General features: G+C 72.8%; 19 protein-coding genes. 13 read left to right on the forward strand and 6 right to left on the reverse strand.

The annotated features are described in order from the left end of the window. On the reverse strand, window positions 1-400 hold a 400-nt coding region (locus MNZ29_RS03020), incomplete at its 3' end, for a triphosphoribosyl-dephospho-CoA synthase (protein ID WP_242352800.1). A 4-nt stretch (window positions 401-404) separates the two neighbouring features. Beyond that, a complete protein-coding gene (gene mdcA / locus MNZ29_RS03025) occupies window positions 405-2,069 on the reverse strand; it encodes a malonate decarboxylase subunit alpha (protein ID WP_242352802.1) in 1,665 nt (554 codons plus the stop codon). A 92-nt stretch (window positions 2,070-2,161) separates the two neighbouring features. On the opposite strand from mdcA, the gene MNZ29_RS03030 reads away from it, so the two are divergent. The 5 genes from MNZ29_RS03030 (at window position 2,162) to MNZ29_RS03050 (ending at window position 7,758) form a co-directional block, all read left to right on the forward strand. Beyond that, on the forward strand, window positions 2,162-3,148 hold the full coding sequence (locus MNZ29_RS03030; protein WP_277957204.1) for a bile acid:sodium symporter family protein: 987 nt from the start codon (window positions 2,162-2,164) through the stop codon (window positions 3,146-3,148). A 113-nt stretch (window positions 3,149-3,261) separates the two neighbouring features. Then, window positions 3,262-4,806, forward strand: a complete 1,545-nt coding sequence (locus tag MNZ29_RS03035; RefSeq protein WP_242352806.1) for an AMP-binding protein — start codon at window positions 3,262-3,264, stop codon at window positions 4,804-4,806. Between the two features lie 20 nt (window positions 4,807-4,826). After that, window positions 4,827-5,855 carry a TRAP transporter substrate-binding protein DctP gene (gene dctP / locus MNZ29_RS03040; RefSeq protein ID WP_242335024.1) on the forward strand — a complete coding sequence of 343 codons (1,029 nt, stop codon included), beginning with the start codon at window positions 4,827-4,829 and terminating at the stop codon, window positions 5,853-5,855. Next, a complete protein-coding gene (locus tag MNZ29_RS03045; protein ID WP_242335021.1) occupies window positions 5,852-6,412 on the forward strand; it encodes a TRAP transporter small permease in 561 nt (186 codons plus the stop codon). Before dctP ends, MNZ29_RS03045 begins: the two co-directional genes overlap by 4 nt. Next, window positions 6,409-7,758 carry a TRAP transporter large permease gene (locus MNZ29_RS03050; protein WP_242335018.1) on the forward strand — a complete coding sequence of 450 codons (1,350 nt, stop codon included), beginning with the start codon at window positions 6,409-6,411 and terminating at the stop codon, window positions 7,756-7,758. Before MNZ29_RS03045 ends, MNZ29_RS03050 begins: the two co-directional genes overlap by 4 nt. Window positions 7,759-7,820: 62 nt before the next feature. Here the strand turns inward: MNZ29_RS03050 and MNZ29_RS03055 are convergent, their stop codons facing one another. Both MNZ29_RS03055 and MNZ29_RS03060 read right to left on the reverse strand, forming a co-directional pair. Beyond that, complete coding sequence (locus MNZ29_RS03055) at window positions 7,821-8,336, reverse strand: transposase (protein ID WP_242352808.1); 516 nt, start codon at window positions 8,334-8,336, stop codon at window positions 7,821-7,823. Between the two features lie 272 nt (window positions 8,337-8,608). Continuing rightward, on the reverse strand, window positions 8,609-8,962 hold the full coding sequence (locus tag MNZ29_RS03060) for a hypothetical protein (protein WP_242352810.1): 354 nt from the start codon (window positions 8,960-8,962) through the stop codon (window positions 8,609-8,611). Between the two features lie 543 nt (window positions 8,963-9,505). On the opposite strand from MNZ29_RS03060, the gene MNZ29_RS03065 reads away from it, so the two are divergent. The 4 genes from MNZ29_RS03065 to MNZ29_RS03080 all read left to right on the forward strand — a co-directional run bounded on the left by MNZ29_RS03065 (window position 9,506) and on the right by MNZ29_RS03080 (window position 16,503). After that, window positions 9,506-12,955, forward strand: a complete 3,450-nt coding sequence (locus tag MNZ29_RS03065; protein WP_242352812.1) for a pyruvate carboxylase — start codon at window positions 9,506-9,508, stop codon at window positions 12,953-12,955. A gap of 108 nt (window positions 12,956-13,063) precedes the next feature. Continuing rightward, window positions 13,064-13,459: a bacteriohemerythrin gene (locus tag MNZ29_RS03070; protein WP_242335005.1), complete on the forward strand. Its 396-nt coding sequence runs from the start codon at window positions 13,064-13,066 to the stop codon at window positions 13,457-13,459. Window positions 13,460-13,595: 136 nt separating this feature from the next. Then, a complete protein-coding gene (locus tag MNZ29_RS03075; protein WP_242335002.1) occupies window positions 13,596-15,458 on the forward strand; it encodes a 2-oxoacid:acceptor oxidoreductase subunit alpha in 1,863 nt (620 codons plus the stop codon). Window position 15,459: 1 nt separating this feature from the next. Then, entirely contained in the window at window positions 15,460-16,503 is a 1,044-nt protein-coding gene (locus tag MNZ29_RS03080) for a 2-oxoacid:ferredoxin oxidoreductase subunit beta (RefSeq protein ID WP_242334999.1), read from the forward strand. Between the two features lie 170 nt (window positions 16,504-16,673). On the opposite strand, the gene MNZ29_RS03085 is transcribed toward MNZ29_RS03080, so the two are convergent. Then, window positions 16,674-16,955 (reverse strand): rhodanese-like domain-containing protein, encoded by a 282-nt coding sequence (locus tag MNZ29_RS03085; RefSeq protein ID WP_242334996.1) that lies wholly within the window; start codon window positions 16,953-16,955, stop codon window positions 16,674-16,676. 94 nt (window positions 16,956-17,049) lie between these two features. After that, window positions 17,050-18,336, reverse strand: coding sequence for a hypothetical protein (locus MNZ29_RS03090; protein WP_242334993.1), 1,287 nt, complete (start codon window positions 18,334-18,336; stop codon window positions 17,050-17,052). A 119-nt stretch (window positions 18,337-18,455) separates the two neighbouring features. Between MNZ29_RS03090 and MNZ29_RS03095 the strand changes: the two genes are divergently transcribed. The 4 genes from MNZ29_RS03095 (at window position 18,456) to MNZ29_RS03110 (ending at window position 23,757) form a co-directional block, all read left to right on the forward strand. Beyond that, window positions 18,456-19,427: a quinone oxidoreductase gene (locus MNZ29_RS03095; RefSeq protein ID WP_242334990.1), complete on the forward strand. Its 972-nt coding sequence runs from the start codon at window positions 18,456-18,458 to the stop codon at window positions 19,425-19,427. 78 nt (window positions 19,428-19,505) lie between these two features. Continuing rightward, window positions 19,506-21,146, forward strand: a complete 1,641-nt coding sequence (locus MNZ29_RS03100) for an AMP-binding protein (RefSeq protein WP_242334987.1) — start codon at window positions 19,506-19,508, stop codon at window positions 21,144-21,146. 535 nt (window positions 21,147-21,681) lie between these two features. Beyond that, window positions 21,682-22,245 (forward strand): DUF5666 domain-containing protein, encoded by a 564-nt coding sequence (locus MNZ29_RS03105; protein ID WP_242334985.1) that lies wholly within the window; start codon window positions 21,682-21,684, stop codon window positions 22,243-22,245. Between the two features lie 228 nt (window positions 22,246-22,473). Then, entirely contained in the window at window positions 22,474-23,757 is a 1,284-nt protein-coding gene (locus MNZ29_RS03110) for an outer membrane protein assembly factor (protein ID WP_242334983.1), read from the forward strand. The last annotated feature ends 166 nt before the right edge of the window (window positions 23,758-23,923 follow it).

Here is a 23,923-nt window from a genome sequence, read left to right on the forward strand (position 1 = left end):
TCGCCGCGGGCCCGCCGCGGGCGCCCTCGATGGCGGCGCCGGCGACGAGGAGGCCGAGCGCCCAGATCGCGCCGCGGTGCGCGTTCGCGCCGCCGGTGGCGGCGAGCATGGCGGCCTCGCCCTCGCGGCCGATCGCGCCGAGCGTGGTGCGCAGCGCGTCCGCCGGGCGGGCGCCGTGGGCGGCCTGGGCCATCTCGGCGAAGGCGCCGCGGAGCGCGTGGGCGGAGCGGCGCATCGTCGGGAGGTCGAGGTCCGCGTGCGCGCCGCTGCCGCGACGGTCGACGAGGCCGGGCTTGGGCGTGAGCTCCGCCTCGTCGAGGAGCGCCGACACCGCCAGGTCCGCGAGCCGGTCGGCCCGCCGCGAGGCGTGAGGGGGCGGCGCGTGCGCGATCGCGATCATGCGTTCACCAGGACCGGAAGCGGGCGGGCGGCCGGTAGAGCCCGCCCGACCAGGCGACGAGGTCGTCGATGCTGCGGGCCGCGAGGAGCGAGCGCCTCGCGTCGAGGCGGCGCACGCCGAGGTCCTCGGGGAACGCGACGATGCCGCGCCGGCGCAGCCCCTCGGTCCGCCGGGCGTCGGCTCCGAGCCCCACGGGCGTCGCCCCGGCGACCGCCGCGAGGGCCGCGCGGCGCTCCGTCGGCCCGTCCGCGCGGTAGAGGTAGGCGATCCCTTCCTCCGTCACGACGTGCGTGACGTCGTCGCCGTAGATCATCACGGGCGCGACCGGCATCCCGCTCGCCTTCCCGACCTGCACCGCGTCCAGCGACTCGACGAAGACCGGCTGGCCGCCCTTCTGGTAGGTCTCGGCGAGCTGGACGACGATCTTGCGCCCGCGGACGACGTCTCCCTCCGCCGTGATGAGGTCGAGCCACGGCGCGCTCGCGTGACGGCGTCCCCGCGGATCGTGGCCCATGTTCGGCGCACCGCCGAACCCGGCGAGGCGGCCGAGCGTGACCGTGGAGGAGTTCGCGTCCGCGTCCATCTGGAGCGTCGAGCCGATGAAGAGGTCCACGCCGTACTGCCCGGCGAGCTGGCACAGCACGCGGTTCGACCGCAGGCTGCCGTCCTTGCCGGTGAAGAACACGTCGGGGCGCGCCCGCACGTAGTCCTCCATCCCGACCTCGCTGCCGAAGCAGTGGACGCTCTCCACCCAGCCGCGCTCGATGGCGGGGATGAGGGTGGGGTGGGGGTTCAGCGCCCAGTTCCGGCAGATCCGGCCGCGCAGCCCGAGCGACTCGCCGTAGGTCGGCAGGAGGAGCTCGATCGCCGCGGTGTCGAACCCGATGCCGTGGTTGAGCGAGGTGACGCCGTGCCGCTCGTAGATCCCGCGGATGACCATCATCCCCATCAGGATCTGCAGCTCGTTGATGTGCCGCGGGTCGCGCGTGAAGAGCGGCTCGACCGCGTAGGGCCTGTCGGCGACCACGACGAGGTCGATCCAGGAGCCCGGGACGTCCACGCGCGGCAGCTCGTCCACGATCTCGTTCACCTGCGCGACGACCACGCCGTGGCGGAACGCGGTCGCCTCCACGATCGTGGGCGTGTCCTCGGTGTTCGGTCCCGTGTAGAGGTTGCCGTGCGCGTCCGCCTTGTCCGCGCAGACGAGCGCCACGTTCGGCGTGAGGTCCACGAACATCCGCGCGTAGAGCTCGACGTAGGTGTGGATGGCGCCGATCTCGAGCTTGCCGTCCTCGAGCAGCTGCGCGAGCCGGAGGCTCTGCGGTCCGGCGAAGGCGAAGTCCACCTTGCGCGCGATCCCGTGCTCGAACAGGGCGAGGTGCTCGGGCCGGCTGATGCTGGAGATGAGCAGGTGCACGTCGTGCACCGCCGCGGGGTCCACCCGCGCGAGCGAGCGCGACAGGAAGTCCGCCTGCTTCTGGTTGTCGCCCTCCAGCGCCACGCGGTCGCCGGGAGAGACGAGCGCCTCGAGCGCCTCCACCAGCCGGTCGGCGCGGAGCGCCTTTCCGTCCACGAAGGGAGCGACGCGCCCGAGCCGGCGGGCCTTCTCGGCGGGGCGTGTTCTCCAGGGCGAAGCGGGAACCGGCGCGCGCGTGGTGGTATTCAGCATTCTGCATGCTGTATACAACAGAGAACATGCCAGCTCAACCGGAGAACGGGCGGACAGGCGGGAGCTCAGGTGGGGGTCGCCAGCGTAACGCGCTGCGGCGACACGGGTTTCTCGCCGGGATGATCGGCGCGGTGGTGCTCGCGACGGCGCTCCCGGGGGCGGGGAGGACCGGCGGTCCGATGCACGGCGATCGCGTGGCCGACGCCGGGATCTTCGCCATCTTCCTCCTGCACGGGCTCGGGCTCGACACCGCTCGCCTGAAGGCCGGGCTCCTGCGCTGGAGGCTCCACGCCGTCGTGCAGGCGTTCACGTTCTGTGTCTTCCCGGTCCTGTACCTCGCGCTCGGCGCCACGTTCGGCCGCTTCCTCCCGCGGCCGCTCCTGCTCGGCTTCTTCTACCTGAGCGTGCTGCCGTCCACGATCTCGTCCTCCGTCGCCATGACGGGCATCGCGCGCGGCAACGTCCCCGGCGCGATCTTCAACGCCATCGCGTCGAACGTGCTCGGCGTCTTCGTGACGCCGCTCCTCGTGTCCCTCGCCGGGAGCGCGTCCGGCGGCGGCCGGCCGCCGCTCGCGCGCTCCATCCTCACCGTCGGCGTGCTCATCCTCGTCCCGCTCGCCGTCGGCCTCGCGCTCCGCCCGCTCCTCGGGGGCTTCTACGCGCGCCACGAGCGCCAGGCGCACCGCCTCGACAAGGCGGTGATCCTCGTCATCGTCTACGTGGCGTTCTGCGACTCGGTGAGCTCGGGCCTTTGGTCGCACCACGGCCCCGGGGTCCTCGCGCTGACGCTCGCCGGCGCGGCCGTGCTCCTCGCCCTCGTGCTCGCCCTCACGACGGCGGTGGCGGGCTGGGTGGGGCTCGCGAAGGAGGACGAGATCGCGGCGGTGTTCTGCGGCTCGAAGAAGGCGCTCTCCTCGGGAGTGGGGATGGCGAAGGTGCTGTTCGGAGCGCAGCCCGGCCTCGGCCTGATCGTGCTGCCGGTCATGTGCTACCACCAGCTTCAGCTCTTCGCGTGCTCGGCCCTCGCCGAGCGCTACGCCCGCCGCGCCGCCGCGGCCCCTCCCGCCATCCCGACCTGAGTCGCTCGTCCGCCCGCCCCAACAAGGGGGCGGACGGGGGGTTGACCGCTTTGTCGCAGGTTGCTTTGTATACAGCGTACAGAATGCACGATGCCGACCGAACGGACGGGACGATGCGACGAACGGACGCACCTAGCGAAAACCTGTTCGACGTCCTCACGGAGCGCGGGCGCGACGACGCGACCTTCATCGAGACGGACGGCGGGCGGCGGCTCACGTACGCCGAGCTGCGGTCGCTCATCGGGCGGTACGCGAACGCGCTCGCCGCGCACGGGGTGGAGCCCGGCGACCGGGTCGCCGTCCAGGTCGAGAAGTCGCCAGAGGCCTACTGCCTGTACCTGGCGGTGCTCCGGCGCGGCGGCATCTACGTCCCGCTGAACCCCGCCTACACGGTGGCGGAGCTCCGGTACTTCCTCGAGGACGCCGCGCCCGCCGCGTTCGTGTTCGATCCGGCCGACGCGGCGGGCAAGGCGCCGCTGGCCGCCGCGTGCGGCGTCCCGGCCTGCCTCACGCTGGACGCCGCGGGGAAGGGGACGCTCGCGGAGCGCGCCGCCGCCGAGGACGACGCGTTCCCCACCGCGCCCCGCGGGCGCGACGACGTCGCCGCGATCCTCTACACGTCCGGGACGACCGGGCGGCAGAAGGGCGCGATGCTCACGCACGGGAACCTGGCGAGCAACGCCCGGGCCCTGACGAACCTGTGGGGGTTCACCGAACGCGATCGGCTGCTGCACGCGCTGCCGCTGTTCCACGCCCACGGCCTCTTCATCGCCGCGCACTGCGCGCTGCTCTCCGGCAGCGCGATGCTGTTCCTCGCCAGGTTCTCGGCCGAGCGCGTCGCGGAGCTCCTGCCTCGCGCCACCGCGATGATGGGCGTCCCGACGTTCTACACCCGCCTGCTGGATCTGCCCGGGTTCGGCCCGGAGGCGTGCCGGTCCGTGCGGCTCTTCACCTCGGGGTCGGCGCCCCTGCTCGCGGAGACGAGCCGCGCCTTCGCGGAGCGCACCGGGCACGCCGTGCTCGAGCGCTACGGCATGACGGAGGCCGTCGTCATCACCTCGAACCCGCTCGACGGCGAGCGCCGTCCGGGCAGCGTCGGGAGGGCCATCGAAGGGGTCGAGCTGCGCGTCGCCGACGCCGAGGGCCGGCCGCTCTCCCGGGGCGCGGTGGGCGTGCTCCAGATCCGCGGCCCCGCGGTGATGAAGGGCTACTGGCGCCAGCCGGAGAAGACGGCGGAGGCCTTCACCGCCGACGGCTGGTTCCGCACCGGCGATCTCGGCACCGTGGCGGAGGACGGGTACGTGACGCTCGTCGGTCGGACGAGCGATCTCGTCATCTCCGGCGGGTTCAACGTCTACCCGAAGGAGGTCGAGCTCGCCCTCGACGCGCTCCCCGGCGTCGTCGAGTCGGCCGTCATCGGCGTGCCCCACCGCGACCTCGGCGAGGCGGTCACCGCCGTCGTGGTCCGGCGCGATCCGGCGCTCGACGCCGGCCGGATTGTGGGCGCGCTGAAGGCCCGGCTCGCCTCCTACAAGGTCCCGAAGCACGTGCACTTCGTCGACCACCTCCCCCGCAACGCGATGGGGAAGGTCCTGAAGAGCGCGCTGCGCGAAACGTATGCCGTCGAAGCGTCCCGTCCCGTCGTCCCAACCCACTGACCCGCAGCGCGGAGGCGATCGTGCACCAGTTCACCCGCAGGAACCTGCTGTTCGGAATGCTGGCCTCGCCGGCGCTGGCGCTCGTCGGCCGGCGCGCCCTCGCGGCGGGCACGACGGAGCTCAAGATCTCGCACCAGTTCCCCGGCGGCACCCTCACGGACGGCGACTTCCGCGACCGCCTGTGCCGCCGGTTCGCGGCCGAGATCGCGAAGCGGACGAACGGCGCGCTGACCGGGACGGTCTACCCGAGCTCCTCGCTCATGAAGGTCAACGCGCAGTTCAGCGCCGCCCGCAAGGGCGCGCTCGACATGAGCCTCTTCCCGCTCTCGTACGCGGGCGGCGAGGTCCCCGAGCTCAACATCGGCCTCATGCCGGGCGTCGTGACCTCGTACGAGCAGGGCATGGCCTGGAAGCACGGCGAGGTGGGCAAGTACCTCACCGATCTCCTCGCCGACAAGGGCATCGTGATCGTGAGCTGGGTCTGGCAGGCGGGCGGCGTCGCCTGCCGCAGCGGCGCCATCGTCGAGCCCCAGGACGCGAAGGGGCAGAAGGTCCGCGGCGGCAGCCGCGAGATGGACATGGTCCTCAAGGAGGCGGGGGCCACCGTGGTCTCGCTCCCCTCGAACGAGATCTACGCGGGCATGCAGACGGGGGCGCTCGACGCGGCCATGACCTCGTCGACGAGCCTCATCTCCTTCCGCCTGGAGGAGGTCGCGAAGCAGCTCGTCACGGGTCGCGGGAAGGCCTACTGGTTCATGCTCGAGCCGCTCATCATGTCGCGCGCGATCTTCGACGGGCTGCCGAAGGACCTGCAGTCGGTGATCATGACGGTCGGCGCGGAGCTCGAGTCGTTCGGCGTCAACTCCGCGAAGGCGGACGACCAGCTCGTCGCGGCGGCGTTCGCGAAGGCGGGCGCGAAGCCCGTGGACCTGTCCGAGGCCACCGTCCGTCGCTGGCAGGACATCGCCCGCGCCACCGCCTGGAAGGACTTCGCCGCGCGCAACGAGCGCTGCGCCCGGCTCCTCTCGCTCGCGGAGAAGACCCTGTGAGCCACGGATTCGAGCTCGAGGCCAGGGCAGCCGAGCTGCCGGCGCTGCCGCGCGCGGGCGCCCTCGGCGTGGCCATGCGCGCGCTCGCCGCCCTGAACCGCCACACCGTGATCGTCTCCGCCCTGGCGATCCTCGGCGCGGCGGCCGTCCTCACGGGCAGCGTCGTCACCCGCTACTTCTTCAAGGTCCCGACCGACTGGCAGGACGAGGCGGCCGTGTTCCTCATGGTCGGCGCGACCTTCCTGACGGCGGCGCAGGTCCAGGCGCAGCGGGGGCACGTGGCCATCGCGGCGCTCGCCTCGATCCTGCCGCCCCGCGTGAACCGGGCCCGCGCGCTCGTCGCGGACCTGGTGTCGCTCCTGTTCTGCACGTTCTTCACCTGGAAGTCCTGGGCGCTCCTCCACGAGGCGGTCGTGGACGGCCAGACGTCGTCCTCGTCGTGGGGCCCGCCGATGTGGATCCCGTACTCGCTCATGACGGTGGGGATGACCCTCCTCACCCTCCAGCTCGTGCTGCAGGTCCTGCATCGCCTCGCGCCGGAAGGAGCAACCGAATGAGCGTCTCCGTCGTCGGCGGTCTCTACGGCGCGGCCACCCTGCTCGTGATGTTCTCGGGCGTGCCGGTCGCCTTCGCGCTCGGGATGGTGGCGGTCGTCTTCATGTACTTCTTCATGCCCGGCGCGGCGCTCGACACCGTCACCCAGAACGTCTACGAGGAGATGTCGAGCATCACGCTCCTCTCCATCCCGCTCTTCATCCTGAAGGGCGCGGCCATCGGCAAGTCGCGCGCCGGGGCGGACCTCTACTCCGCCATCCACGCCTGGATCCGGCGCATCCCGGGCGGCCTCGGCATCGCCAACGTGTTCGCGTGCGCGCTGTTCGCGGCCATGGCCGGGTCGAGCCCGGCGACCGCGTCCGCCATCGGCAGCTCCGGCATCCCCGAGATGCGGTCCCGCGGGTACTCCCCCCGGCTCGCGGCGGGGATCATCGCCGCGGGCGGGACGCTGGGGATCCTCCTGCCGCCGTCGATCACCATGATCCTCTTCGCGGTCGCGTCGGAGCAGTCGCTCGGGCGGCTCTTCCTGGCCGGCATCGGCCCGGGCGCGCTGCTCGTGCTCCTGTTCGCGGGCTACACGGTGTTCCGCTTCAAGAAGGAGTACCGCGCCGCCCTCGCCACCTACGAGCGCACCGGCGTCCGCGCCGCGCACCTCGACGAGCCGGAGCTCTCGCTCGCCGAGAAGACGCGGATGCTGCCGAAGGTCCTCCCCTTCGTGGTCCTGCTGGTCGGCGTCATGGTCGCGCTGTACGGCGGCTTCGCCACGCCCTCCGAGACCGCGGGCCTCGGCGCGATCCTGGCGCTCGTGCTGGTGGGGATCATCTACCGCATGTGGCGCCCGCGCGACCTGAAGCCGATCTTCGCGGGGACGCTCAAGGAGTCGACCATGCTGCTGTTCATCATCGGCATGTCGCTCCTGTACTCGTACGTGATGAGCTACCTGCACATCAGCCAGTCGGCCGCCGAGTGGATCGTGGCCATGCACCTCTCGCGCTGGGTGCTCCTCGCGGCCATCCTCGTGTTCGTGGTGGTGCTCGGCTTCTTCCTGCCGCCGGTCTCGATCATCCTCATGACCGCGCCGATCATCCTGCCGCCCCTCAAGGCGGCCGGGTTCGACCTGGTCTGGTTCGGCGTGGTGATGACCGTGGTGATGGAGATGGGGCTCATCCACCCGCCGGTCGGCCTCAACATCTTCGTCATCAACAACGTCGCGCCGGACATCCCGCTCCGCGACGTCGTCTGGGGCGTGATGCCGTTCGTGGGCCTCATGGTGGTGGCGGTCGTGCTCCTGTGCGTCTTCCCCGGGATCGCGACCTGGCTCCCGGACGCGGTGATGGGGATGCGCTGACGCGGCCGCGCCCGCGCGCCGTGCTCGGGCGGAGGGGGGCGACGCGCTCGCCTCCCTCCGCCTCACGAGCCGGCCGCGAGGCCGGCCCGGCTCCGCGCGGAACTCGGCCCGCCGCACACCTGCAGCACCCACGTGCGCGGCGCCGCCACCGGCGGCGGCTCGCCGTCGGGGCAGCGCGCCGCGGCGGACGAGTAGGCGTCCACGTAGCTCGCCGGCACCGCCTTCCCGCGCCGCAACGCGTGACTCGAGAAGTTGCCGAGAACGTACCGGAGCGCGTTTCGGACCTCGGCCAGCGTGCGGAGGGCGTGCGCGTGATAGCGATCCGTGAAGACGGGCCCGCGCTTCTCCATGAGCGCGTTGAGCCCCAGCGCGACCCGTCCCGAGACCGCCTTCATCCCGCCCGCGAGCGCTCGCGCGTCGTCCGCCTCGACGACGAGGTGCAGGTGGTTCCCCTGGACGGAGAAGTGCACGACGCGGAAGTCCGTTCGTCCGGCGACGGCGCGAAGCGCACCCGCGAAGATCGCGTAGCAGCGCCGGCTCCGCAGGTTCCACACGTGCGCTCGCGTGCGAAGCGTCACGTGGAGCGGCGTGCGCGGGTCGACCTGAACGCGCGTCCGATGCGGCAGCCCCGGCTTCTCACCGCGTGGCTTCCGCCCAGCGTTCGGACGCGCACCGCCCCAGCCTGGCCGGGGCGGGAGCAGGAGGGGCAGCTGAGGGGTGCGGGAGGCCATGGGGTTCACCCTGAGCAACTTGATTGGGCGAACGTTGCCACGTGCCCCTGACGTTCGGCATCGAAGAGCTCGCCCCCCGCCGCGCGCCCCATCTCGATGCGATTGTGCGCGGGGTCAGGCTACGGACGTGACGTGACGGCTTCGGCCCAGAGCGTCGCCTCGCCGTTCTCGCGCTGGGTGAGCTTCCAGTCGCGCACCATCCGTACGTCGTCGGCGTATCGCTCCACCTTGCGCTCGACGACCTGGGCCACGAGCGTGGCCATCACCGTGCACTGCGGCTCGGGCAGCGCGCGGAACCGCGCGAGCGCTTCTCGAAAGGGCTCGGGATCGCCAAGGCGCTGGCACACGAGCGCATTCCAGATGAGGACGCCGAGGCGGATGGCGTCCTCGCGCGCCACGGCCGAGGCGTGATCTGGTAGCGCCGTGATGAAGGGCTCGGCGGTGTCGAGAATCGCAGCGGAGATCTTGCCCACTGCGCGATCCTGCCACGCCGCTCCGTCAGGCCCGTGCAGCCGTGTCGTGCGGCAAAGAGCTGCGCTGCCCGCGGAGCGCCGCGAGGGTGGCGGCGCACGGTGGCGGTCGACGTCCGCTCAATCAAGTCACGATGGGTGAAGATTCGTCGTCCGGCTTTCGATGGCCCGCGGGGCCGACGCCGCGCCATCCGGCCGCCCCAGGGCCTCGAAATCCCCGGACAAAGCCCGGAATCACCGCTCGCCGGCCCGTTTCCCCCGTCCTCGGGCCGCCGGCGCGGCGGCCCCGCCCATCCCCCGCCGCTCGACTCCAGAATCACGTCCGCGTGGCTCACGGACCCCTCGACACGTCGCGTCGAACTGTGCTCCATTGCCGCACGTAGGACGCGCTGGACCGAGCCGAGGCTCGCCAAGCCCGACTTGATCCTCCTCGCAACCGCGCCTGCTCCGGCAGGCCGGGCGGCCAGCAGCGAACGACACCCGAGACCCCGACGCCCGCGCCGCCGCGACGGGTGGGCGTCCACCGTTCGCTTCGAGGAGCCGCACATGCCCGTCCCGTTCAAGAGAGTGATGGCCGCCAACCGTGGCGAGATCGCCATCCGCATCTTCCGCGCCTGCACCGAGCTCGGGATCCAGACGATCGCGATCTACTCGGAGGAGGACCGCCTCTCGCTGCACCGCTACAAGGCGGACGAGGCGTACCTCGTCGGCAAGGGCAAGAAGCCCATCGACGCGTACCTCGGCATCGAGGAGATCGTCGCGCTCGCGAAGCGGCTCGAGGTGGACGCGATCCACCCCGGCTACGGCTTCCTCTCCGAGAACGCGGAGTTCGCCGAGGCGTGCGAGCGGGCCGGCATCGTCTTCGTGGGGCCGACGCCGGAGATGCAGCGCCGGCTGGGCGACAAGGTGGCGGGCCGCAAGGCGGCGCAGGCGGCGGGCGTACCGGTCGTGCCCGGCACCGCCGAGCCGATCGCGCACGACGAGGAGGCGCTCGTCTTCGCGCGCGAGCACGGCTACCCCATCATCATCAAGGCGAGCGCGGGCGGCGGCGGGCGCGGCATGCGCGTCGCCCGCAACCAGCGCGAGCTCGTCGAGGGGCTCGTGTCGGCGCGCAGCGAGGCGGGCGCGGCGTTCGGCAACCCGGCCGTCTTCCTCGAGCGGTACATCGAGCGGCCGAAGCACATCGAGGTGCAGATCCTCGGCGACCACCACGGGAACCTCGTCCACCTGTTCGAGCGTGACTGCTCGATCCAGCGCCGGCACCAGAAGGTCGTCGAGTTCGCGCCCTCGCTCGCGCTCTCCGAGGCGCAGCGCGCGGCGATCTGCGAGGACGCGCTCAAGATCGCGCGCAGCGTGGCGTACCGGAACGCCGGCACGGTGGAGTTCCTCGTGGACCGCGAGGGGCGGCACTACTTCATCGAGGTGAACCCGCGCATCCAGGTGGAGCACACGGTCACGGAGAGCATCACCGGCCGCAACCTCGTGCAGGCGCAGCTCCTCGTGGCCCAGGGGAAGAAGCTCTCCGATCCGGAGATCGGCATCGCGCGGCAGGAGGACGTGCAGCGCCGAGGCTTCGCCATCCAGTGCCGCATCACCACCGAGGACCCGCAGAACGGCTTCGCGCCCGACTACGGGGTGCTGAAGGCGTACCGCTCGCCGGGCGGGTTCGGCGTGCGGCTCGACGCGGGCAGCGCCTTCACCGGCGCGGTTATCACGCCGCACTACGACTCGCTGCTCGTGAAGATCACCACCTGGGGGCTGACGCTCGGCGCGGCGGCGCGGGTGATGGACCGCTCGCTCCAGGAGTTCCGCGTCCGCGGGGTGAAGACCAACATCGCCTTCCTCGAGAACGTCGCGCGCCACCCCGTGTTCCTGGCGGGCGACTGCGACACATCGTTCATCGAGGGGCACCCGGAGCTCATGCAGGCCAAGGTCAAGAAGGACCGCGGCACGAAGCTCCTGCGCTACCTCGGCGAGGTGATCGTGAACGGCTCGCCCGGCGTGGCGAAGCCGCTCCGCTCGGCGGAGCTCCGCGAGCCGCGCCTGCCGAAGGTGGAGATGTCGGGCCGCCCGCCGAAGGGATCGCGCGACCTCCTCCTCGAGCGCGGGCCGGAGGGGCTCGCGCGCTGGGCGCTCGAGGAGCGGCGGCTGCTCTTCACCGACACCACCATGCGCGACGCGCACCAGTCGCTGCTCGCGACGCGCGTGCGCACCGACGACCTGGTCCGCATCGCCCCCGCCACCGCCCGCCTCGCCGCAGGGCTCTTCTCGCTCGAGCTGTGGGGAGGCGCGACGTTCGACGTGTCGATGCGCTTCCTCAAGGAGGACCCCTGGGAGCGGCTCCACAAGCTCCGCGCCGCGATCCCGAACGTCCTCTTCCAGATGCTGCTCCGCGGCTCGAACGCGGTCGGGTACACGAACTACCCTGACAACGTGGTCGAGCGGTTCGTGGAGGAGGCCGCGAGGAGCGGGGTGGACGTCTTCCGCGTCTTCGACTCGCTCAACTGGACGAAGGGCATGACGGTCGCCTGCGAGGCGGTGCGGCGGCAGAAGAACGCCGTGCTGGAGGCGGCGCTCTGCTACACGGGCGACATCAGCGATCCGCGGCGCGACAAGTACCCGCTCGACTACTACGTGAAGCTCGCGAAGGAGCTCGAGCGCATGGGCGCACACTTCCTCGCGGTGAAGGACATGGCGGGGCTCCTGAAGCCCTTCGCCGCGGCGAAGCTGGTGAAGGCGCTCAAGGAGGCGGTGGGCATCCCCGTCCACCTGCACACCCACGACACCTCCGGCGTGGCGTCCGCGACGCTGCTCGAGGCGGCGCGGGCGGGCGTGGACGTGGTGGACGCGGCGCTCGCGCCCCTCTCCGGCCTCACCGCCCAGCCCAACCTGAACTCGCTCGCGGCCGTCCTGCGCGGCGAGGAGCGGGACCCGGCGCTCGACGAGGGCGGCCTGCAGGAGCTCGCCGCTTACTGGGAGACGGTGCGCGAGTGGTACGCGCCCTTCGAGTCCGGGCTGCGGAGCGGGACCGCCGAGGTCTATCGCCACGAGATCCCCGGCGGCCAGTACTCCAACTACAAGCCGCAGGTGGCCGGGCTCGGCCTCCTCGACCGGTGGGAGGAGTGCAAGGACATGTACCGGAAGGTGAACCTGCTCTTCGGGGACATCGTCAAGGTGACGCCGTCGTCCAAGGTCGTGGGCGACATGGCCATGTTCCTCGTGAAGAACGGCCTCGAGCCCGAGGACCTCTTCACGGAGAAGGGCAGGGATCTCGCCTTCCCGGAGTCGGTGGTCGGCCTCGCGAGGGGCATGCTCGGCCAGCCTCACGGCGGCTTCCCGGAGGAGCTCCGCCGGGTGATCCTGAAGGACCAGGAGCCCATCACGCGCCGCCCGGGCGAGCTGCTCGAGCCCGCCGACCTGGAGCGCGAGCGGGCGCGCGCGGCGGAGCGCGCCGGCGTACCGGTGGACGACAAGGCGCTCGTGTCGTGGCTGCTCTACCCGAACGTGTGGCCGGACCTCGTGCGTCACCGCGAGGAGTTCTCGGACACCTCGGTCGTCCCGACGCCGGTGTTCCTCTACGGGCTCGAGCCGGGGCAGGAGACCTCGATCGAGATCGAGCCCGGCAAGACGCTCATCGTGCGCCTCGTGACCGTCGGCAAGCTCGAGAAGGACGGCACGCGCGATCTCTTCTTCGAGCTGAACGGCGAGGCGCGCACCATCACCGTGCGCGACCAGTCCGCGGCGCAGGGGGCCCAGGCCCGGCCGAAGGCCGAGCGCGGGAACCCCGCCCACGTCGGCGCCCCCATGCCCGGCAAGGTCGTGAAGGTGAACGTGAAGGCCGGCGAGCAGGTGAAGGCCGGCGCGGTGCTGCTCGTCACCGAGGCGATGAAGATGGAGACGAACGTGAAGGCGAAGGCGGACTGCACCGTCGCCGAGGTCCGCTTCAAGGAGGGCGACAAGGTGGAGAAGGAGGACCTCCTCCTCGTGCTCGCGTGACCGGCCGGGCCGGCCGGGAAGGCGGCCGCGCTGCGCGCCGCGGCGCATGCCCGAAAGGCGCGCGGCCGCGACGTTGACGGATCGTCGCGATGGGCGCACTCGTCGGGCATGCCGCTCGAGTGGAGCCCGTCGCTCGCGGTCGGGGTCGCGGAGATCGACGCCGACCACGTCGAGCTGTTCCACCGGGCCGAGCGGCTCGTGCGCGCGCTGCGCACGGGCGATCGGGCGGGGGTCGAGGCGCTGTTCACGTACCTCGCCGGCTACGCGGAGCGGCACTTCCTCGCGGAGGAGCGGCTCATGGTCGCCGCCGGCTACCCGCGCCTCGAGGAGCACCGCGCCGCGCACGCCCGCTTCCGGGGTGAGCTCGAGGGCCACCTCCGAGCCCACGCGCGCGACGGCGGCAGCGCCGCCGCCGGCCTCGCGCTCCACAACTGGCTCTCCGACTGGCTGCGCGAGCACCTCGCCGGGCTCGATCGGGACCTGGCGCTGCATCTCGGGCGCTAGGCCTCCCCGGCGAGGCCCGATCGCGACGCCCCTCGGAGGGAGCGCGCACCCGGCGGACTCCGGGCGGCATTGCCCGCTCGACCCGCCCGCCGACCCCGCCCAGCAGAAGCTCCTGCGGCCAGATGTCGCTCCCTCTATGAAGCAGATGGAGGAGCGCACGATGGCGTCCCCGGACAGCTCCGTCGCGCCACTGCCGGCCGCCCGGCCGGACGGTGGCGCGCGGGTGAACGACTTCTCGATCCAGGTCGCGACCGCGAACGGCTCGGGCTCGCAGAGCTCGAACACCGTGCTCCTGCGGGCGATCTTCCAGATGGGCGTGCCGGTCTCCGGCAAGAACCTGTTCCCGTCGAACATCGCGGGCCTGCCGACCTGGTACACGATCCGCGCCTCGCGGGACGGCTGGATCGCGCGGAAGAAGGAGGTGGACCTCCTCGTCGCGATGAACCCCGAGACGGCGCGCGACGACGTGCTCGGGCTCTCCGCCGGCGCGGCGGTGGTCTACGACGCGCCGCTCGCGCTCGCGGAGCTCCGGCCCGACCTCGTGTACTACCCGGTGGCGTTCGACGCGCTCGTCGAGCCGCTCACGAAGGAGCCGAAGCTCCGGCGGCTCCTCCGCAACATGGCGTACGTGGGCGTCCTCGCGCGGCTGCTCGACCTCGACCTCGGCGAGGTGGAGCACGCCATCGAGAAGCAGTTTCCGGGCAAGCCCAGGGCCCGCGACCTGAACGTCGCGGCGGCGCGGGCCGGCTTCGACCACGCGGCGACGCTCGAGAAGCGCGATCCGCTGGTCGTGCGCCGGATGGACCGGACGGCGGGGAAGATCCTGGTGGACGGCAACGCCGCGGCGGCGATGGGCGCCCTCTTCGCGGGCGTCACGGTCGTCGCCTGGTACCCCATCACGCCCTCGTCCTCGCTCGTCGAGACGCTCATCGGCCACCTCCGCAGGTACCGCATCGGCCCGGACGGCAAGGCGACCTTCGCGGTGGTGCAGGCCGAGGACGAGCTCGCGGCGGTGGGGATGGCCATCGGGGCGGGCTGGGCCGGCGCGCGGGCGATGACCGCCACGGCCGGACCGGGCGTCTCCCTCATGAGCGAGTTCGCCGGGCTCGCGTACTACGCGGAGATCCCCGCGGTGATCTTCGACGTCCAGCGGGTCGGCCCGTCGACGGGGCTCCCCACGCGCACCGCCCAGGGCGACGTGCTCTCGACGGCGTTCCTCTCCCACGGCGACACGCGCCACGTGCTGCTCTTCCCGGGGTCGGTCGAGGAGTGCTTCACGATGGGGGTGGACGCGTTCGATCTCGCCGAGCGCCTCCAGACGCCGGTGTTCGTGATGACCGACCTCGATCTCGGCATGAACGTGTGGATGTCCGACCCCTTCCCGTACCCGGCGCGCCCGCTCGATCGCGGGAAGGTGCTCGGGAAGGACGACCTCGACCGGCTGGGCGGATTCGCGCGGTACGCCGACGTGGACGGCGACGGGATCGGCTGGCGCACGCTGCCGGGCACGCCGCACCCGAAGGCCGCCTACTTCACGCGCGGCACGGGCCACGACGAGCAGGCCGCCTACAGCGAGGACCCGCGCACGTTCGAGCGGAACCTCGCCCGGCTCGAGAAGAAGCTCGACGGCGCGCGCGACCTCCTGCCCGCGCCGGTGCGGGAGGGCTCCGGCGAGGCGAAGCTCGGCCTCCTCGCCTACGGCTCCTCCGATCCGGCGCTCCGCGAGGCGCGCGATCAGCTCCGCCGCGAGGCGGGGCTCGACTCCGACTACCTGCGCGTGCGCGCCTACCCGTTCTCGCGCGAGGTGCGCGAGTTCGTGGAGGCGCACGAGCGGGTGTACGTGGTGGAGCAGAACCGCGACGGGCAGCTCGCGGCGCTGCTGAAGCTCGATCTGCCGGCCGCGCTCGTCCCGCGGCTCCGCCCCGTCCCGCACCTCGACGGGCTGCCGCTCGACGCCCGCACGGTGTCCGACGCGATCCGCGCCGAGGAGGCGCGCTGACATGGCCACCCCCGCGACCCCCGCCGCCCCGCGCACCAACCGGCTCGGCCTCAGCGTCGTCGAGTACAAGGGCGCGAAGAGCACGCTCTGCGCCGGCTGCGGCCACAACGCGATCTCCGAGCGCATCCTGGAGGCGATGTACGAGATGGGGGTGCCCCCCGAGCGCGTCGCCAAGCTCTCCGGGATCGGCTGCTCGTCGAAGAGCCCCGCCTACTTCATGAGCCGCTCGCACGCGTTCAACGCGCTGCACGGGCGCATGCCGTCCGTCGCGACCGGCGCGGTCCTCGCGAACCGCGAGCTCCTCGCGCTCGGCGTCTCCGGCGACGGGGACACCGCCTCCATCGGGATCGGCCAGTTCGTGCACCTCATGCGCCGGAACCTCCCGATCCTCTACGTCGTCGAGAACAACGGCGTGTACGGGCTCACGAAGGGGCAGTTCTCGGCGACGGCCGATCTCGGGGCGAAGCTCAAGACCGGCGTGCAGAACGACCTGCCCGCCATCGACCTCTGCACGCTCGCGATCCAGCTCGGCGCCACGTTCGTCGGCCGCTCCTTCTCGGGCGACAAGCGCCAGCTCTCGGCCATGCTGCGGGCGGCGCTCGCGCACCGGGGGACGGCGATGCTCGACGTGGTCTCGCCCTGCGTCACGTTCAACGACCACGAGGGCTCGACCAAGTCCTACGCGTACATGAAGGAGCACGACGTCCCGCTGCACGAGCTCCAGTTCGTGCCGGCGTTCGAGGACCTCGCGGTCGAGTACGACCCGGGGACCACCGTGGACGTGACGATGCACGACGGCTCGCACCTGCGGCTGCGCAAGCTGGAGGAGGGGTACGATCCGCGCGACCGCGGCCGGGCGATGTCGCGCCTCGTCGAGGCGCAGGCGGGCGGCGACGTGCTCACCGGCGTGCTCTTCGTGGACGCGAAGGCGCCGAGCCTCGTCGATCTCCTGAACCTCGTGGACGCGCCGCTCGCGACGCTGCCCGCGGAGGCGGTGCGGCCGCCGCGGGAGGTGCTCGACGCCCTCATGGACGCGCTCCGCTGAGCCACCGGCGGCCGCGGCGCGGACGTCGAGGGTCAGCCGCGCTTCGCCGCCGGCCCGCCGCGCTCCACCGGCAATCCACGGCCGAGCCAGTCCGGCAGGCCGCCCTGGTAGACGTGGAGGTTCTTGTAGCCCATCTCGGCCGCCGCACGGGCGGCCTCCTGGCTCAGCGTTCAGCCGCCGCCGCGGCAGTAGAAGACGATGGGCGCCGCGCGGTCCTTCGGGAGGGAGCCCTGGTACGCCTTCGTCCACGCCGCCGGGATGCTTATGGCGCCCGGCAGGTGGGCCTCGGCGTACTCCTCGGGGCTGCGGCTGTCCACGAGGACGGCCTTCCGCGCGCCGGAGACGAGCGCCCGGACCTCGTCGGCGCCGACGGTCCTGACCTGGGCGCCGGCCGCGCCCGGCAGGACGAGCGCGGCGAGGACGGCTGCCACGGCGATGAGGCTCGAGCGCACGGCGTTCCTCCGGCTGCGGGGGCGGCGAGAGGCCGCCGCCCGATGAGAGCCGCGGGAGGGATGGAGGGTTCGGCCGGGGCCGGCCGTCGGGCCCTCAGCCGCGGGCGAGCAGCGCGGGCCACCAGCGGAACGTGCACGCGTCCTTGCCGGACTGCTGCACCACCGTCCCGTCCCAGCCCTGGTCGAGGGCGCCGGTCGTGCAGCCCTGGGCGCCCTCACGGATCGTGATGCGACCGCAGAGCCGGCCCGAGGGCGCGACGAGCTCGATCCGCTGCACGCAGTCGGGCGCGGCCACGCCGGCGGGCTCCAGGGCGGCGTAGCCCGCGTTGCCGCGCGTGAGGCGGTACCCCCAGCGCGCGCGCTCCGCGAGCCAGGCCGGCAGGGGCTCCGAGCGCGCGGCGAGCGGCGCGTAGCGGCGCAGCCAGCTCCCGTCCGAGCGGACCGCGAGCCCGCCGTCGAGGAGCGGCGCGACGTCCACGTCGTGGCTGAGCCCCTCGCCGACGACGGCGGCGGAGGCCTCGGGCTCGCCGGCGTCGGCCACCGCCGCGCCCGAGGGCTCGACCCAGTGCGCGCGGAGGTAGGCGGAGTCCTGGAAGAGCATGAGCGCGGCGCCGGTGATGGAGACGCCGGCGGCCATGAAGTACGGCTCCGCCGCGTCGGGGTCGGACGACACCGGCACCGCCTCGGGCCAGCGGGGCGCCCCGCTCGCGTCGAAGCGGAACGCGTCGAGCGCGTTCCAGTGGTTGCCGGCCACCGTGACCGAGCGGAACAGCACCACGCTCCCGCCCTGGGGATCCTGCGCCAGCCTCGAGCGGAAGCCGGTGCGCAGCGCCGGGTCCGGCGAGATCGGGGAGGCGCGGCGCACCCGCCCGTCGGGCGCGATCGAGACGTGCTCGACCGTGCCGGCCGCTCCGGCGAGCCCCTGCCAGCCGTCCGGCGCGGCGACGAGCGCCTCGGCCGCGAAGGTGCCCAGCGGGCTACCGTCGCGGGAGCGCGCCTGCCAGGTGAGCGCACCCGCCGCGTCGCGCACGCCGAGCGCGACCGCGCCGGTCCCGTCGGCGCTGCCGGCGACGCAGGTACCGCCCGCGGGGGCGGTCAGCCGGACGGTCACCGGCTCGGGCGCAGCGGTGGGGACGAGCGCGTCGCACTCGGCGGCGGCGTCGAGCCGCTCGAGGTCCAGGGAGGCCGCTCCGGGCGCGCCCGACGCGGCGATGGGGCTGGAGGACGGCGGCGGTGGCACATCGGGACCCGCCGCGCCGGCGGTGGCGCCCGAGGAGGGCGGACCGCCCGCGCCGCCGCACGCCAGGAGCGCCCCGAGGGCCGACGCGGCGAGGAGGAGGACGGACGGCCGAGGTGCGAGGAGGTGGTTGGCGGGGCGCATGGCGGGGACAGTGTCGGCACGCCGATGGGGCTCCGCCTGCCTGCTCCCCTGATTTTCTCGGCCTCGCCCGCGCCGGGCGGGCCCTGGCGTGCCGCGCCGCCCAAGGTTAGGAGCCGGGCATGCCCAGGGCCATCCGCTTCCACGAGACCGGCGGGCCGGAGGTGCTCCGGCTCGAGGACGTCCAGGTCGGCGCGCCCGGCGCGGGCGAGGCGCGCGTCCGCCACACCGCGATCGGCGTGAACTTCGTCGACATCTACCACCGCTCCGGGCTCTACCCGCTGCCGCTCCCGTCCGGCGTCGGGGTCGAGGGCGCCGGCGTGGTGGAGGCGGTCGGCGCCGGCGTCACGCACGTGCACGCCGGCGATCGCGTGGCCTACACCGGGCCGCCGGGCTCGTACTCGGAGGTGCGGCTCGTCCCGGCGGACCGGCTCGTGAAGCTGCCCGACGACATCGCCGATCGCACGGCCGCGGCGGTCCTGACGAAGGGGCTCACGGTGCACGCGCTGGTGCGGCGCACGCACGCGGTCCGTGCGGGAGAGACGGTGCTCCTGCAGGCCGCCGCCGGCGGCGTCGGGCTCATCGCGGTGCAGTGGCTGAAGGCGCTCGGCGCGACCGTCATCGGGACCGTCGGCTCGGACGAGAAGGCGGAGATCGCGCGCGCCCACGGCTGCGACCACGTGATCGTCTACACGCGCGAGGACTTCCCGAGGCGCGTGCGCGAGATCACCGGCGGCGCGGGCGTCCCGGTCGTCTACGACTCCGTCGGCAAGGCCACCTTCGACGGATCGCTCGACTGCCTCTCGCCCCTCGGGCTGATGGTCCTCTTCGGGAACGCCTCCGGGTCGGTCCCGCCGTTCGACCCCGCCGTGCTCGGGCGGAAGGGCTCGCTCTTCCTCACGCGGCCGTCGGTCTTCACGTACATCGCCCGGCGGGAGGACCTCGAGCGCGGGGCCGCCGCGCTCTTCGAGATGCTGCGGACCGGGAAGGTGAGGGTGCAGATCGGCCGGACCCTGCCGCTCGCGGAGGCCGCCGACGCGCAGCGGGCGCTCGCGGCGCGCGAGACCACCGGGTCGGTGGTGCTCCTGCCCTGACGCGCAGGGTCTAGCGGCCGCTCGCCCGCCGAAATACGATGCCGACCTTTGCGCGAACCGCGCGCGGGAGGCATCTCTTTGTACGCACCTTCCTACCTGAGCGGCCCGTCCTCGGCGCCGCTCCTCGGCGAGACCATCGGGGAGAACCTGCGCCGCACCGTGACCCGGTTCCCGGAGCGCGAGGCGCTCGTCTCGGTCCAGCAGGGGTACCGCGCGACGTACCGCGAGCTCTGGGAGCAGACCTCCGAGATCGCGCGGGCGCTGCTCGTCCGCGGCGTGCGCAAGGGCGACCGCGTCGGGCTCTGGTCGCCGAACCGGTTCGAGTGGGTGGTGCTCCAGTACGCCTGCGCCCGCGTGGGCGCGATCCTCGTGAACGTGAACCCCGCCTACCGCGTGCACGAGCTCGAGTACGCGCTCCGGCACGCGGGCGTCTCGACGCTCCTGCTCGCGCGCGCGTTCCGCCAGGCCGACTACGTCACGATGGTGCGGGAGGTCCGGCTCCGCTGCCCGGAGCTGCGGCAGACGATCGTCATCGACGAGGAGTGGACCGACCTCCGGCAGGACGCGCGCCGCCTCTCCGAGGAGGAGCTCTCGCGCGTCGAGCGCGACCTGCAGTTCGACGAGCCGATCAACATCCAGTACACGAGCGGCACGACCGGCTTCCCGAAGGGCGCGACGCTCTCGCACCACAACATCCTCAACAACGGCTACTTCGTCGCGCAGTACCTCCGCTACACCGAGGAGGACCGCGTCTGCATCCCGGTGCCCTTCTACCACTGCTTCGGCATGGTGATGGGGAACCTCGCCTGCACCACGCACGGCGCGGCGATGGTGATCCCGGCGGAGAGCTTCGAGCCACAGTCGGTGATGCGGACCGTGCAGGAGGAGCGCTGCACCTCGCTCTACGGCGTCCCGACGATGTTCATCGCCGAGCTCGACCACCCGGAGTTCTCCGCGTTCGACTTCTCGTCGCTCCGCACCGGCATCATGGCGGGCTCGCCCTGCCCGATCGAGGTGATGAAGCGGGTCCAGCGGGACATGCACATGCCGGAGGTCACGATCTGCTACGGCATGACCGAGACCTCGCCGGTGTCCACGCAGTCGCGCCCGGACGATCCGCTCGAGAAGCGGGTCACCACCGTCGGCCAGGTCCACCCGCACGTCGAGATCAAGGTCGTCGATCCGACCACCGGGCGCGTCGTGCCGCGGGGCACGCCGGGCGAGCTGTGCACGCGCGGCTACTCGGTGATGATCGGCTACTGGAACGACGCGCCCGCGTCGCGCGACGCGATCGACACCGGGCGCTGGATGCACACGGGCGATCTCGCCACGGTGGACGCCGACGGCTACGTGAAGATCGTCGGCCGCATCAAGGACATGGTCCTGCGCGGCGGGGAGAACGTCTTCCCGCGCGAGGTGGAGGAGTTCCTCTACACGCTCCCCGGCGTCTCCGACGTGCAGGTGATCGGGGTGCCGGACGCGAAGTACGGCGAGGAGCTCATGGCGTGGGTGAAGCTGCGCCCCGGCGTGACGCTCACGGGCGACGATCTCCGGCGGCTCTGCCGCGGCAAGATCGCGACCTACAAGATCCCCCGCTACTACAAGTTCGTGGACGCGTTCCCGATGACGGTCACCGGCAAGGTCCAGAAGTTCCGCATGCGCGAGCAGGCGATCCAGGAGCTCGGGCTCGAGAAGGCCGCCCGGATCGAAACCGCCTGAACGACAGTTCGTGCTTCGCGATCACCTTCGGTGACGCGAATCGCGCTGTCGTTCAGGGATGTTCGAACGGGGGCTGCGCCCCCGCCCCGCCGACGGCTGACCGCCGTCGTCGGGGACCCCACCCCGGCTCGCCGGGTCCCGTGCGCCGCCGCGAGCGGCTTCGCCGCTTCCGCGGCGTCGCCCCGGCGGGCTCGCTTCGCTCGCCTGTTCGCGAAGCATGATTGGCCGGTTAGTGCCTTCCGACCCTCGAGCCCCGCGGCGGAGGGAGCCCGCGGGGCGCTTGAATAGGCGCGCCGCGCCTGCCGTCGCGATCGCGGCGAGCCGAGTCGAAGGTGCACGCTCGGAGAAGGGGCTCGCTCCCTCGCGCGCCGCGCGGGCGGATGGAACGCCGAGGGGTGGACGGGCGCCGCTGCGTCCGCCTCCGCCCCCTGGCGTGCATCGACCCGCTCGCAGACGCCAGGTTTCCCGGACGGCGGGAGAGTGCGCACCTTCTCGCTTGCGGGCGCGACGCCCGCCACAGGGAGGGGAGTTGACCATGAGAAAGATCGCAATCGTGGGCGCGCTGGCCGCGCTCGCCTGGGCGCAGGGCGTCCGGGCGGAGGATCCGGCGAAGGCGGAGGCCGAGGCGCAGGAGAAGGTCCAGAAGGCGGAGGCCAAGGCGCACGAGAAGACCGCAGAGGCCCAGGCGGACGCGCAGAAGAAGACCGCCGAGGCGCAGAAGGACGTCCGCAAGGAGAAGGCGGAGGCCCAGGAGAAGGTGCAGGACGCGCGCAGGGACGAGATGCGTCAGGGCACCGCGGCGGGCACGGGCACCGGCTCGATGGCGGCGCGCGACGAGCGGAAGCACCCGATGTTCGAGGGCAAGGACAACTACGAGGTGAAGGGCAAGATCGAGGCCGTCACTGCGAGCTCGATCACCGTCCGTCGCGACGAGCTGCCGGCGGCCAAGCTGAGCGTCGATCACAACACGAAGATCGAGCTCGACGGCCAGCACGTCGCCGCGTCCCAGCTCAGGCAGGGGCAGGACGTGAAGGCGTCGTTCAACCTCAAGGACGACAAGCCGCTGGCCGTGGAGATCAAGGCCGAGAAGATGAAGTAGCGCCGCAGAAGGCGTTTGCTCGAAGGGCTCCCCGGACGTCTCCGGGGAGCCCCTTGCATTTGCGAGGCGCCTGGCGCGAGCGCCGGCTCCGCGGCCTCCTCCTCGACCCGCTCCTCGCAGGTGTCCGCGGGGGCCGTGCGCCGGAGGACGCCTTCTCTGCGCCATGAGGGAGGCCCCGCTCCTCGCCCTGCGCAGCGCCTGGCCCGGCGGTAGCTTCGTTCTCGACCCATGAGCGTCGCCCTGGTCCTCCTCGCATCCGCAGCGCTGTGCGCCGGCGCGCCCGAGCTGCCCCCGCCGGATCCCTCGGCCGCGGCGGCGCCCGCTGAGGGCGCGCAGGCGGGGGACGCACCGCGCAGCGCACCGGCGGCGCCGGCGTCGCAGGCCACGGACCCCGCGTCGCAGGAGTCACCCCCTCGAGCAGCTCCGCCGCCGCCTCCTCCGGCGCCGCCGACCGAGCCCGGAGAGCGGTCCGCCGAGACCTCCGCCCATCAGTCCGGGCACGTCGCAGCCGCCGAGGCGACGCACCGCGGGAGCCGCTGGTTCGCGCTGCCGGTCCTGTTCTGGCTCCCCGAGACCCGGCTCGGCTTCGGCGTGAGCGGCGGCCTCCACCTCCACCTCGACGGCGCTCCGCGGACGAGCAGCCTCTTCGCCGGCGCCGTCTACACGCTGCAGCGGCAGGGCTCGCTGGACGTCGCGGGGGACGTCTACCTCCCGGGCGGTGCGCTCCTGTCCGGGCGCGCGCGCGTCGTCCACTTCCCCGACGTGTTCTACGGGATAGGCCCGCACACCACGACCGCGCAGCGTGAGGACTTCACCCGCCGCGCGGCCGAGCTGGTGATCGCCGCCGAGTTCCCGATCGTCGCGCACCTGAGCGCCGGGCCGCGCCTGGACCTCCGTGCGGAGGAGATCCGCGACCGGCGGCCGGGAAGCGCGCTCGCGGAAGGCGACGTCACCGGGTGGAACGGCTACTCCGCGGCAGCGCTCGGCGCGAGCGCGCGGTGGGACTCGCGGGACAGCGCCTTCTGGCCCACCACGGGGACCCTGGCGCAGACCTGGTACGTCTACGCGCCGGAGGGGTTCGGCCGGAGCCACGGCTTCGGGCGCGGGGTCCTGGAGGTGAGCCGGTTCCTGGGGCTCGGCCGCGGGCGCGTGCTCGGGCTCGACGGCTACGCCGAGGGCGCCCACGGCGACCCACCGTTCACGCTCTTGCCGAAGCTCGGAAGCACCCACTTCCTGCGCGGCGTCCGGGAGGGCCGTTACCGCGACCGGCTCGACTGGGCGGCGCAGGCGGAGCTGCGGGTGCCGGTCTGGCGGCGGCTCAGCGCCACCACCTTCGCGGCGGCGGGCGCCGTCGCCCCGGGGCTCCGGGACCTCTCGCTGCGGACCGTGCAGGTCACCGGCGGCGCCGGCCTGCGCTTCCGGCTCACGGAGGAGGGCGCCAACATCCGGCTCGACCTGGCCGCGAGCCGGACGGGCGTCGAGGTGTACGTGCTCGTGCTGGAAGCGTTCTAAACGACAGTTCGTGCTTCGCGATCACCTTCGGTGACGCGAATCACGCTGTCGTTTAGCCATGTTCGAACGGGGGCTGCGCCCCCGCCCCGCCGAGCGAAGCTCGTCGGGGCCCCACCCCTGCTCGCCGGGTCCCGTGCGCCGCCGCGAGCGGCTTCGCCCCGGCGGG

It is taken from the genome of Anaeromyxobacter sp. SG64 (genome assembly GCF_022690745.1).
Classification (GTDB): domain Bacteria; phylum Myxococcota; class Myxococcia; order Myxococcales; family Anaeromyxobacteraceae; genus Anaeromyxobacter; species Anaeromyxobacter soli.